The organism is Pseudodesulfovibrio sp. (genome assembly GCF_028692895.1).
Lineage (GTDB): Bacteria > Desulfobacterota > Desulfovibrionia > Desulfovibrionales > Desulfovibrionaceae > Pseudodesulfovibrio.
In genome coordinates this window covers 1-12,577 of record NZ_JAQUWN010000012.1, presented here as the reverse complement: position 1 = coordinate 12,577, position 12,577 = coordinate 1, and the positions used below count along the sequence as shown (strand labels likewise).

Sequence of the window (12,577 nt, the reverse complement as noted above, 5' to 3'; positions counted from 1 at the left end):
AATTTTCTGCTCCGGCGCGATGAGCAATATACCGCAAAAGCCCTGGCAAGCGCGGATAAGGCTTCCGATGTGCTGAAGGAAATTGCCAAATTGAAACCTGTCCTTGCCGGACGTTGCCAGGAAGCTCTCGAATTTCTCAACCAGTACAAGGACGCCCTGGCCCGGGTTTCGGAGCTGTACGTGGTCATGGGCCTGACCATGAAGGACGGATTGCGCTGGGATTTCATCCAGGCCGCCCGCAACATGGAGAGTGAATTCAAGAAAGGGGCCATGGGCCAGGAGTTCGTGGTCAAGCTGCTCCAGATGCGCCGCCAGGAAAAGAACTACATCATTCGGGGCGGCGACGAGTATGTGGCCAAGGTGGACAAGGGCGTGGCCGGGCTCCGGGACATGATAAACCAGGTCTACTCCCCCGAGGAGGGGGCGGGCCAGCTTGCGGCCCTGCAAGGCTATCTCGACGCCTTCCACAAGTACGTCGATGCGGAAAAGGCCATTGCCGCGCTGACGGCGGTGCTCATCAAGTCCGCCCGCACCCTGGAGCCGGTCTATGACGAGATTGCGAAGGACAGCGCGGCCCAGTCCCGGCACGACTCGGAGATGATCAATTACATGGTGATCGGCGTGGAGGTGGCCGTGGGCGTGACCATCCTCCTGCTTCTTCTGTGGGTCATGCGCGCCATCACCAGGCCGCTCATGCGCCTCAACGCCTATGCCAAGATCGTGTCCGGAGGCGACCTTGAGGTCGAGCCCGAGGGCGAGTTTTCCGCCGAGCTCGGCGAGCTCAAGGCCGCCCTGGTCGACATGGTCGGCAACCTGCGCGTGGTCATCAACGAGGCCCGCGAGATGGGCGAGGACGCCAAGCGCCAGGCCGGGGCCGCCGGAAAGGCGCGCGACGAGGCCCTGGCCCAGCAGGAGCGCGTCCAGGCCCTGCTGGAGCGCATGGGCGAGGCGGCCGTCCGGGCCGACGAGGTGGCCCAGCGGCTGGCCTCGGTCGCCCGCGACCTGAAGGACCGCACCGGCCACATCGCCGAGAGCGCCGTGGTCCAGCAGGAGCGCATGTCCGAGTCGGCCACGGCCATGGAGGAGATGACCGCCACGGTCACCGAGGTGGCCATGAACGCCAACGACGCCTCCAATACGGCCAGCGGGGCCAGCGAGGAGGCCAGCCAGGGCATCGGCGTGGTCCAGCGGACCGAGAAGTCCATGTCCGAGGTGGGCAACACCGTGGCCGTGCTCGAAGAGGGCATGACACGGCTGGGCTCGGACACCGAGTCCATCGGCCAGGTCATCAACGTCATCAACGAGATCGCGGACCAGACCAACCTGCTGGCGCTCAACGCGGCCATCGAGGCCGCCCGCGCGGGCGAGGCGGGCAAGGGGTTCGCCGTGGTGGCGGACGAGGTGCGCAAGCTCGCGGAGAAGACCATGGTCGCCACCAAGGAGGTGGAGGAGCGGATCACCGCCATCCAGGAGGCCACGGGCCGCAACATCCGCGACGTCAAGCAGACCCTCACCCACGTTGAGGCGGCCAACAGCGAGGTCGCCAACTCGGTCAGCGCCTTCGAAAAGATTCAGGAGTTTTCGGCCAACGTGGCCGAGCGCATCGAGGGCATCGCCATCGCCACCCGCCAGCAGTCCGCCGCCACCGAACAGATCAGCGGCGCGGTGCTGGAGGTGAGCCGGCTCGCCTCCAGCACGGCCGAGGCCGTGCAGGAGTCCGCCAAGGCCATCGCGGACCTGACGGCCATGGCCGAGAGCCTCCAGGGGATCATCGGCGACCTGAACGGCGACGAGGCCGACGCGGGACCGATGACCAGCCGGGGCGGACGCCCGGGCGGCATGGAAGCCCTGCAATAGCGAAGTGGACGCCGGTCGCTGACCGGCGAAGCGGCGGCCGGGGGCGGGCGGTTCAGGACATCTGGCGTTTGGCCAGGTCGTGAAATACGCCCCCGGCCGCCATCAGTTCCGCGTAGGTCCCGCTTTCGGCGATCCGGCCGTCGCGCAGGACGATGATTCGGTCCGCGTCCTTGATGGTCGAGAGCCGGTGGGCGATGACCACCCGGGTCACGGGCAGGTCGTTCAGGCTCCGGGTGACGATGTCCTGGGTGCGGTTGTCCAGGGCGCTGGTGGCCTCGTCGAAGAGGAGCACCTTCGGGTCGCGGGCCAGGGCCCGGGCGATGATCAACCGCTGCCGTTGTCCGCCGGAGAGGGTGGACGCCCCCTCGGAAATGACGGTGTGCATGCCCATGGGCATGGCCTTGATATCCTCGGCGAACCCGGCCATCTCGGCCGCGCGCCAGGCGTCGTCCAGGGTCAGGGTGGACGCCCCGATGATGTTGGTGAAGATGTCGCCCGGCATCAGTCCGCCGTTTTGCAGGACCACGCCCATCTGGCGGCGGACCTTGGCCGCGTCGAGCTGGCCGAGGTCCTGGCCCTCGTAGAGGATGGCGCCGGTGTTGGGAGCCTCGAATCCGAGCAGGAGCCGGAGCAGGGTGGTCTTGCCCGAGCCGGACGGCCCGGTGACGGCCACGAACTCGCCGGGCCGCACCGTGAAGGAGACGTCGGTCAGGACCTGGGCCCCGTCGTCGCCATAGCGGAAGCTGACGTTGGCCACCTCGATGTTGCCCCTGATCTCGCCGGGGTTTCCCTTGGCCTCGGCGTTTTCCGGGGCTTCCTCCAGGATGGGCCGCAGCCGCTCGAAGTAGGGCACGGCCTTGAACACGCTGGTCACCGCTCCAACCAGGGAGAGAATGCCGCTCTGCAACCCGCCGAAGGCCGCCCAGAAGGCCATGAACGTACCCATGTCCATGGGCGTCTCGCGCTCGAAATAGACCACGCCGGTGAAGATCAGGGCCGACCCGATGGTGCCGAAGGCCGAGTTGAACGCGCTGAACGCGTTGCCCACGCTTCCGAGCTTGTAGCTGATGCGCCGCTGCTCGGCGAACTTGTCGGCCCAGAGCATCAGGGCGCGGTCCTCGGCCCCGCCCGCGCGCAGCTTGGACACGCCGGAGATGAATTGCAGGGTCTGGCCGGAGATCTGGCCGCCCAGGTCCACGGCCTTGCGCTGGTACCGAATCTGGACGGCGCTGACCAGGGCCGTGGCCAGGGCCGAGACCAGGACGATGAGCAGGGCCAGCAGGGCCAGTTTTGTGTCGAAGTAGAAGAGCTGGGCCAGGTAGATGAGCGAGAAGAAGGCCGAGAACATGCTGCTCAGGGAAGCGCCTGAGAGCATCTGCTGCACCGTGTTCAGGGCCATGGCCCGCTGGGCCAGGTCGCCCGCCGAGAATTTGCGGAAGAAGTTGGCGGGCATGCGCAGGAGCCGCGCCCAGATGGCCGTTTCCAGGTTGTGGTCCGTGCGCATCTTGACCCGGAGCATGGCGATGGACTTGGCCACCTCGAAGAGGAGCGAGGCCACGGTGAAGCCCAGGAGAATGGCCACCACCTGGAGCAGGCGGCTCCGGTCCGCGCCGGGGATGACGTCGTTGAAGATGGTCCGGGTCAGCAGCGGGGTGATCAGCCCGACCAGCCCGAGCACGCCGCCCAGCACGCCCACCTGGATCAGCCCGCGCCAACTGCCGTGCAGGCCGAAGAGCGGGATGTCGCGCAACCGCAGCCTGGTCGGGGGCAGGGGGCGGTAGAGGGAATAGGCTGCGGGCTCCAGCCCCTCGGCCGTTTCGGCCGTGACCGGGCGGACCGAGCCGTCGCGCGGGTCGTGCAGCCGGTAGGCGCGGGGCGAGACGGGCAGCAGGGCCACGGGGTGGCGGTTCCCGGCGGTGAAGGCCACCAGCGGGCCGCCGTCCTCCCGGAACCACCGGCCGCGCAGGAGCACGCGCCGGGCCCGCAGGTTGCCGGACTCGGCCACCTCCTCCACGGTCCGGCCGGTGAGCGGGCCCTCCAGGCCGTCCATGTCCGCGCCCAGGGCGCGGGCGGCCATGGCGCAGGCCGAGGCAAGGGCGTCATCCCCCGCGCCGGGCGAGGGCGGGACAATGGTGTCGTCCATGATGGAGGCCAGCCGGAGCAGGCCGTTGCGGGTGACGCGCACGTCGGCCGCCGATTTCTCGCGCAGGGCGGCCAGCCGGTCCGCCGAGGCGAAGGCCGCGCCCAGCGAGAGGCAGGCCAGGACCGTCTGCTGGCAGCGCTCGTAGAGGGCCCAGCGGTCCTTGCGGCGCATGATCTCCACGGTGGCGCACTGCTCCAGTTCGGCGTCGGCCAGGGCCTGGACCCAGGCGGCCGCGGGGACCGGAATCCAGCCGGTCTCCACGTCCAGGTCCTGCATTCCCATGAACAGGGACGCTCCCTTGATGTGACGCACCCAGACCGGCGCGCCGTCGCTGCGGGCCACGGTCAGGCGGGGCAGCTCCGCGCTTCGGCCGGGCGCGAGGATCACCCCGGCCTCGGGCGCGGATTCGATGTTCCGCGCCAGGGCCCCGGCCAGGAGGTCCAGGTGGTCGTCCACGAGCCGGGCCATGGCCTCGGGGTCCAGGCCCTCCAGCCCGGCGCGGGTGAGGCGGCGGACCTCGGTGCCGGGCGTGCCCACGGCCAGCAGGCTCACCCCGGGCCGGTCCTTGTGGCCGAAGACGGCGTGTCCGGCCCAGGCGCTGTAGCACGGGGTGCGCTCGCCGCGTCCGCCCCCCTCCTGGACCAGGAAGACGTCCACCCGGCCGGAGACGACCAGCCAGACCGCGTCGGTCCCGGCCAGGGAGAAGGGCGTTCCCCCGTCCGGGCGCACGGACTCGCCGTGCTCGGAGAAATAGGCGTTCAGGCGGTTTTCGGGCATGTCAGCTCTCGATCAGCCGTTTGTAGGGGCCGTCCACGCGCACCATGTCGTCATGGCGTCCGCGCTGGACGATCTTGCCCCGGTCCAGGACCACGATCTCGTCGCAGTCGCGGATGGTGGACAGCCGGTGGGCCACGATGAGGCAGGTGCAGCCCCGGCGGCGCAGGTTGTCGTCGATGATCTTTTCCGTTTCCGCGTCCAGGGCGCTGGTGGCCTCGTCCAGCACGAGGATGGACGGGTCGCTCGACAGGGCGCGGGCGATCTCCACCCGCTGGCGCTGCCCGCCCGAGAGGTTGGCCCCGTTCTCGTCCAGGGGCGCGGCGTAGCCGCCGGGCCGGGAGGCGATGACCTCGTGCACGCAGGCGTCGCGCGCGGCCTGGACCATCTGGGGCTTGGGGATGGCCGGGTTCCACATGGTCAGGTTGTCGCGCACCGAGCCCTGGAAGAGGATGATGTCCTGGTCCACGAAGGAAAACGAGTTGAGGAATACCTCGCGCGGAATTTCGCGCATGGCCCGGCCGTCGAAGAGGATGTCGCCGGACCACGGCTCGAACAGGCCGCTGACCAGCTTGGCCACCGTGGACTTGCCGGACCCCGAGCCTCCCACCAGGGCCACGCGGCTGCCGGGCGCGAGCGTCAGGTCGAAGTCCTCGATGAGCGGCGGGTCGAGCTTGGAATAGCCGAAGGACAGGCCCCGGATGTCCAGCCGTCCGCTCAGGCGGATGCCCTCCTCGGGCCCGGCTTTGGCGTCGTTCCGGTAGATGGGGTCCTCGCGGTACTTCATGACGTCGTCGAGCCGGTTCATGTCGCCCTGGAGGGTCTGGAGCTCCGTGCCGAGCTGGACGATGGAGTTGAAGGGCGCGAGGAAGCTGGCCATGAGCGACTGGAAGGCCACGAGCATGCCCACCGTCATCTGGCCGTCCATGACCTTGAGGGAGCCCAGGCCGAGGATGGCCGCCGTGCTCAGCCCCGAGACCAGGGACGGGATGGGCATGACCAGGCTGGTCCAGCGGTTCATGTCCTGGAGCGCGTTGCGGAACTTGGCCACCTGGCCGGAGAAGCGGGCGAAGAAGTCGGATTCCGAGCTGGAGGCCTTGATGGTCTCGATGAGCCGAAGCCCGCCCATGGCCGTGCCCGAGAGCTTGCCGTTCTCCTGGAGGACGCGCTGCTGGAGGTCGGCCCGGCGGCGGTTGACCCACTTGAGGACCAGGATGTTGACCATGGCGAAGACCACGCCGATGGCCGTCAGGGTCGGGTCGTAGAGGACCATGATGGCCGCGAAGAACACGGCCGTGACGATGGAGATGCAGGTGGAGGCCAGGGTGCCGGTCAACAGCCCGGCCACGGTGTCGTTGAGGCCCACGCGGCTGCCGATCTCGCCGCCGTAGCGCTGGGAGAAGAAGCTCATGGGCAGCCGCAGGATGTGGCGGAAGAAGTTGGCCGAGGAGATGACCGCGAGCTTGGTCTGCTGGCGCAGCAGGGCCTGGCCCTGGAGCCAGCCCAGGACCGCTCGCAGCAGGGCGGTCAGGGCCATGCCGAGCAGCAGGGGCCGGAGCCAGTCCCGGCTGCCGTTGATCAGGATGTTGTCCACAAAGACCTTGGAGAAGATGGGGATGACCAATCCCGGCAGGACCAGGGCCAGCCCGGCCGTGACGGCGAAGGCCACGCCGCCCTTGCCGATGGTCAGGCGGCGGCGCAGGGCGCGCAGCACGCTCGGCTTGTCCCCGCCGGGCTTGAAGTCCGGGCCGGGCTCCAGAACCAGGGCTACGCCGGTGAAGGCCTGGTCGAACTCCTCGTAGGGAGCCACGCGCGGGCCGGTGGCCGGGTCGTTCAGGTAGACCTTCTTGCCCCGGATGCCCTCAAGCACCACGAAGTGATTGAAATTCCAGAAGAGGATGACCGGCAGATTCACGGTCTTCAGGTGGTCGGGCTCCATGCGGTAGCCCGAGGCGGTCATGCCGTGGGCCCGTGCGGCGCGCAGGATGTTGCCCGCCTTGCTGCCGTCGCGGTTGACGCCGCAGTCCTCGCGCAACTGCTCCAGGGGAATGAAGAGCCCGTGGTAGGCCAGGACGATGCCCAGGGCGGCGGCCCCGCACTCCAGGGCCTCCATCTGGATGACGGTGGGCGTCCGGACCCGCTTGCTGTTCCAGAGCGGCTTGTCTTCGGCCATGCTCAGTCGGCCTCCCCGACGCCGAGGACGGTTTTCTTGAGATAGGGGATAATAAGGCTGATGGGATGCTGCTCCTCCACCACCACCTCGGCCTGGCACATGGTGCCGGTCTGGATCTGGATCGGCGCGCCCTTGCCCGAGGTCCAGCGGAAGCCGCTGACGGAGGCCGGGTCCTTGTCCAGCCTGGCGCGGACCTTGATGGGCGGCCCGTTCTTGGAGAGCATCTCGACGAGCTTCTCGTTTTCCAGCCGGTGCATCATGCCCCGGGGCGAGGCCGGGAAGGCGGACACGCGGTCCACCGTTGCCGTGATGACGCCGTACTCCTCGCGCTTGGCCGTGGATGGAGCCACGAGCATGGTCATGCCCTGGCGGATGCGCTTGCCCTGGTCTGGCGCGAAATAGGCCGAGGCGTAGAAATTGTCGTCCGGGGAGTGGGTCTCGATGTTGAGGATGGCCTCGCCGGTGTGCAGGAACGAGCCGGGGCCCTTGAAGACCTCGTTGATCCGCCCGGCCTTGGGCGTGATGACCTGGGAGGCCAGGTCCAGCATGTCGCGCAGGGTGGCCACGGTCTCCTCGGCGTGGATGACGCGGCGCTCCACGTCGATCTCGTCCTTGCGCCGCTCCGAGGTGGCCTGGAAGGTGGTGGTGGGCAGGGAGGCGAGCTGCTCGCGGTACTTGAGGACCTCCTGGAGAACCTGGTTGTACTCGGCCTTGGCGTCCAGGTAGGTCTTGCGGGCCACGATGCCCTGCCTGAGCAGCTCCTCGTGCTGCTCCACCCGCTCGTGCAGGTCGTCCAGCCGCGTCTCGGCCAGCTTGATGGAATCGACCAGGGTCTTGCGCTGCTGGGCGATGTGCTGGGTGCGCGAGGTGTGGATTTCGGAGCCGAGCTTGCCGATGAAGGCGCGCTCCTCCAGGAGGTGGTCCAGGGTGCGCTGGGCCTCGGCCAGCTCGTGCTCGACCTGGGGCTGGCGGATGCGGGCGATGACCTCACCGGCCTGGACCTGCTGGTCCACATCCACCAGGACGTCGATGATCTGGCCCTCCCCCAGGGAGACCACGTCGAAGAGCGCGCCGGTCTCCACCAGGATGCCCTGGCCCATGACCTTGGTGGGGATGGTGCCGAACACGGACCAGACCCCGGCCATGGCGATGAGCAGCAGGCAGGCGGCCAGCGCTGCCCAGCCCACCGGCGAGGTGACGCGCATGACCTGGTCGAGCTGTTCGGGTGAGGAGAGCCGGTCCAGGGCCACTTTGCGGAATATCTGCGACATGGTGGGTCGTTCCTTGGTGGATGCGGCCGGTTGCGGGTCAGAAGATCGGTCGCCTCGGCCCGCCCGGCCGGGAACCGTCGATGGCGTGGAGCACGATGCGGCCGCCCGAGAGATTGTCCAGGTCGTCGTCGCTCAGTTTGACCTTGGGCGCTGCGGCCGCGAGCTGGTCCACGGTCACGCCCATGTGGTGCGCTTCCAGCCAGGCGTCGATGTCCGTATCATGCAGGGCGCAGAACTCGTCGAGCTTGCCCGCTTCGTTGAGCCGCTCGATGAACCGGTCCCAAAGTGTATTTTCCATGGCTCCTTTCCTTCGTTGTATCAACCGGATGGCCGTGGGCCGCGCCTGTCGCGGGGCCGCATGGATAGACATACCAAAGTCCGCGGCGGAGCGTAACCCCCTTGGCGGACCCGGGGCGCAAAAAGCAAGATCCCGGAATGCGGCGCGCCGCTCCCTCCCCGATGGGAGGGGGCGGCGCGCGAATATGCGGAATTGATTAAAATACGCAGCTATCAATTGGTTGAATTGTTTGCCGATTGATTACAATCTGTCAAGCTGGCCTGCGGCCGGTCAGCAGAAGTCCACCAGGCGTTCGCCGTCGGCCAGTGTCACGGTGGCGGCCATGGCCGGGGTGCGGCTGATGACCCTGCCCCGGCGGACCACGAAAAGCCGGGCCGGGTGCAGGCGCAGGGCCTCCAGCCGGGAGGCCGCCTGGAGGACCACCAGGTCCGCGTTGCAGCCGGGGGTCAGGCCGTAGCCGGTCAGCCCCAGGGTCTTGGCCCCATTGAAGGTCACGGCGTCGAACAGGGCCTCGCGCTGGGCCACGCCGGTCATGAGCAGGGCGTGCGCGCCCATGTGCGCCACCTCCAGCATGTCGTGGGTGCCCATGGGATACCACGGGTCCATGACGTCGTCGTGGCCGAAGGAGACGTTGACGCCCATGGCCATCAGCTCGGGCGCGCGCATCAGCCCGCGCCGCTTGGGATAGGTGTCGTGGCGGCCCTGGATGATCAGGTTGACCATGGGGTTGCACACGCAGTTCAGCTCCGCCTCGGCCATGAGCGGCAGAAGCTTTGAAACATAGTAGTTGTCCATGGAGTGCATGCTGGTCAGGTGCGAGCCCGTGACCCGGCCCTCCAGCCCCAGCCGGTGCGTCTGGTAGGCCAGGGTCTCGACGTGCCGCGACAGCGGGTCGTCGGTCTCGTCGCAGTGCATGTCCACCGGCAGCCCTCGCTGGGCCGCGATTTCGCAGAGGATTTCCACGGACCGGCGGCCGTCCTCCATGGTCCGCTCGAAGTGCGGAATGCCGCCCACCACGTCCACGCCCTTGTCCAGGGCGCGTGTGAGCAGCTCCACGCCGCCCTCGGTGCGCAACACGCCGTCCTGCGGAAAGGCCACCAACTGGATGTCGATGTAGTCCCTCATCTCCTCGCGCACCTCAAGGAGCACGTCCACGGCCATGAGCGTCGGGTCCGTGGTGTCCACATGGGTGCGGATGGCCAGGTTGCCCTTGGCGATGGCCCAGGAGCAGAGCTTGAGAGCCCGCTCCTTGATCCCCTCGGGCGTGAGCAGCGGCTTGAGTTCGCCCCAGACCTGGATGCCCTCCAGCAGCGTGCCGGACTCGTTGAGCCTCGGCATACCCATGGACAGCGTGGCGTCCATGTGAAAGTGCGACTCCACAAAGGGCGGCGTGACCAGGTTGCCCCCGGCGTCGATGACCTCCACGGCCTCGCCCGCGATGGCCGGGCCGACCTCGACGATCCGCCCGTCCTGGCAGGCGATGTCCACGCGGCCGTTCGTGCCGTGAATGACGGCGTTTTTGACCAGTAAATCGAGCATGATCCGTTACTCCTGCTGTGGGATGCCTCCGGCGGCCCTACCGGGGGTCGCCTTCGGCGGGACCAGAGAACCGTTTGAAAAAGGTTCTCTGGACTCTCCAAAACTTTTTATCTCCGCTGCGCGGGGTGGTTTCTTCAAAAAATGTACGTTTTTTTTTCATACCTCTTCCCCCGATGCAACGGCAAGCCGCACCTGCCTTTAGCCCCCCTCATCGTTCGCCCTTGCGGAACGGGACGAGCAGGGCCTTGGGGTAGGCGGCGCGGCGCGACATGACGATCAGGGCGATGATGGAGAAGACGTAGGGCATCATCAGGTAGAACTGGTAGGGGATGGCCATGCCGGACTGTTGCTGGACGCGCATCTGCACGGCGTCGAAGGCGGCGAAGAGCAGGCATCCGAGCAGCGCCTTGGACGGTTTCCAGGACGAGAACACGACCAGGGCGATGCATATCCAGCCCCGGCCGTTGACCATGCCGATGTAGAAGGCGTCGAAGGCGGACATGGTCAGGAACGCGCCGCCCACGGCCATGAGGGCGGAGCCGGTCATGACCGCGCCGGTGCGGATGGTGAAGACGGACAGCCCCTGGGCCTCCACGGCCATTGGGTTTTCGCCGGTCATGCGCACGGCCAGGCCCACGGGGGTGCGGTAGAGCACGTAGCCCACGGCCAGGACCGAGAGGAAGGCGAGGTAGGTCAGGGCGGACTGGTTGAAGAGGATCTGGCCAACGAAGGGCAGATCCGAGAGGTACGGGACGGCGAAGGGCTTGAAGGGGATGATCTTGGGCGGCGTGGTGGCCTTGGGCAGGATCATGCGGAAGACGAAGGAGGACAGGGCCGAGGCGAGCATGGTGATGCCCAGGCCGGTGACGTGCTGCGACAGCCCGAGGTGAACGGTGAAGAGGGCGTGGAGCAGGCCGAAGAGCGCGCCGATGAAGGCGGCGAAGAGGATTCCGGTCCACAGGTCGCCGCCGAGGTAGACCCAGGTCCAGCCCGCCATGCAGCCCGCGGCCATGATGCCCTCGATGCCGAGGTTGAGCACGCCCGCGCGTTCGCAGATCAGCTCGCCCAGCGTGCCGAAGAGGAGCGGAGTGGCCATGCGGATGGTGGCCATCCAGAAGCCGGTTTCCAGGAGGAAGTTGACGACGTCCACGGCTTACCTCCAGCGGATGCGGTAGTTCGCCAGGAATACGGAGACCAGGACCGACAGCAGGCAGACGGCGGTGGTCACGTCGGCGATGTAGTTGGAGATGTTGATGGCCCGGCTCATGGAGTCGGCCCCGATGTAGATGACCGCCACGAAGATGGAGGCGGCCACCACGCCCAGGGGGTGCAGCGCGGCCAGCATGGCGACCACGATGCCGGAGTAGCCGAAGCCGGGAGAGAGGTCGAGGGTCAGGTATTCCTTGACGCCGCAGAGCTCGGACACGCCCGCCATGGCGGCCAGGCCGCCGGAGATCAGCGCGGTGCGGACGATGGCCGCGTTGACCGGCATCCCCGCGAAGCGGCTGGCGCGAGGGGACGCGCCCACGGCCCGGATTTCGAACCCCCAGGTGGTGGAGCGCATGAACCACCAGGCGGCCAGGGCGCAGGCCAGCGCGATGGGAAAGCCGAGGTGGAGCCGGGTCTTGGCCAGCAGCTGGGGCAGCAGGGCGGAGTCCGCCACGGGCGCGGCCTGGGGCCAGCCCATGGCCATGGGGTCCTTCCAGGGGCCGAAGACCAGCCAGTTGACGAAGAGCAGGACGATGAAGTTGAGCAGCAGGGTGGTCACCACCTCGTCCACCTGAAGCTTGGTCTTGAGCAGGGTGGGCGCGAGCAGGAGCAGCCCGCCGCCGACGGCCCCGGCCAGGAAGAGGTAGGGGATCATGACGTAGGACGGCCATTCGACGGAGCCTGCGCCGAGCCAGGTGGCCACCACCGCGCCGATGTAGAGCTGGCCCTCCGCGCCGATGTTCCAGAGCTTGGCCCGGAAGGCCACAGCGGCCGACAGGCCGGTGAAGATGAGCGGCGTGGCCCGGGTCAGGGTCTCGCTGATGGCGAACTTGGAGCCGAGCGCGCCCTTGAGCATCAGGGCCCAACCTTCGAGCGGCGAGGCCCCGGCCCAGAGCAGGAGCACGGAGCAGACGGCCATGGCCGCGGCCACGGCCGCGACCGGGGCCAGGGTGCGCAGGGCCAGGGAGGCGTGTTCACGGGCTTCGATCCTCATGCCGCGCCTCCGATGACGGCGGCCGGAGCCGGGTCGGGCGGCCGGTTGCCGGACATGAGCAGGCCGAGCTCGGCGCGGTCCACCTCGGCCGTGGGCGCGGGGGCGGAGAGCGCGCCCTGGTAGATGACCTGGATGCGGTCCGCGAGTTGGAAGATTTCATCCAGGTCCTCGGAGATCAGGACCACCCCCGCGCCGCGCGCGGCGGCGTCCAGGAGCTGCTGGTGGACGTAGGCCGTTGCGCCCACGTCGAGCCCCCAGGTGGGCTGGTTGACCACGATGATGGACGGCGCGCCCGAGAGGACGCGGGCCAGGATGAGCT

General features: G+C 68.1%; 8 protein-coding genes and 1 pseudogene. 1 reads left to right on the top strand and 8 read right to left on the bottom strand.

The features are described 5' to 3' along the window. The first annotated feature begins 90 nt into the window (after positions 1-90). A complete protein-coding gene (locus PHP91_RS04685; RefSeq protein WP_300137580.1) occupies positions 91-1,857 on the top strand; it encodes a HAMP domain-containing methyl-accepting chemotaxis protein in 1,767 nt (588 codons plus the stop codon). Between the two features lie 52 nt (positions 1,858-1,909). On the opposite strand, the gene PHP91_RS04680 is transcribed toward PHP91_RS04685, so the two are convergent. The 8 genes and pseudogenes from PHP91_RS04680 to PHP91_RS04645 all read right to left on the bottom strand — a co-directional run. Further along, positions 1,910-4,777: an NHLP bacteriocin export ABC transporter permease/ATPase subunit gene (locus PHP91_RS04680; protein WP_300137577.1), complete on the bottom strand. Its 2,868-nt coding sequence runs from the start codon at positions 4,775-4,777 to the stop codon at positions 1,910-1,912. Position 4,778: 1 nt separating this feature from the next. Beyond that, a complete protein-coding gene (locus PHP91_RS04675; protein ID WP_300137574.1) occupies positions 4,779-6,947 on the bottom strand; it encodes an NHLP family bacteriocin export ABC transporter peptidase/permease/ATPase subunit in 2,169 nt (722 codons plus the stop codon). 2 nt (positions 6,948-6,949) lie between these two features. Further along, on the bottom strand, positions 6,950-8,218 hold the full coding sequence (locus PHP91_RS04670; protein ID WP_300137571.1) for an NHLP bacteriocin system secretion protein: 1,269 nt from the start codon (positions 8,216-8,218) through the stop codon (positions 6,950-6,952). A 37-nt stretch (positions 8,219-8,255) separates the two neighbouring features. Next, a complete protein-coding gene (locus PHP91_RS04665) occupies positions 8,256-8,516 on the bottom strand; it encodes a hypothetical protein (RefSeq protein WP_300137567.1) in 261 nt (86 codons plus the stop codon). A 270-nt stretch (positions 8,517-8,786) separates the two neighbouring features. After that, a complete protein-coding gene (locus PHP91_RS04660) occupies positions 8,787-10,055 on the bottom strand; it encodes an amidohydrolase family protein (protein ID WP_300137564.1) in 1,269 nt (422 codons plus the stop codon). 208 nt (positions 10,056-10,263) lie between these two features. Then, complete coding sequence (locus tag PHP91_RS04655; RefSeq protein ID WP_300137561.1) at positions 10,264-11,205, bottom strand: ABC transporter permease; 942 nt, start codon at positions 11,203-11,205, stop codon at positions 10,264-10,266. A gap of 3 nt (positions 11,206-11,208) precedes the next feature. Further along, on the bottom strand, positions 11,209-12,258 hold the full coding sequence (locus tag PHP91_RS04650; protein WP_300137558.1) for an ABC transporter permease: 1,050 nt from the start codon (positions 12,256-12,258) through the stop codon (positions 11,209-11,211). Continuing rightward, positions 12,255-12,577 (bottom strand): annotated as a pseudogene (locus PHP91_RS04645) (heme ABC transporter ATP-binding protein); the annotation flags it as partial. The pseudogene PHP91_RS04645 and the gene PHP91_RS04650, both read right to left, overlap by 4 nt.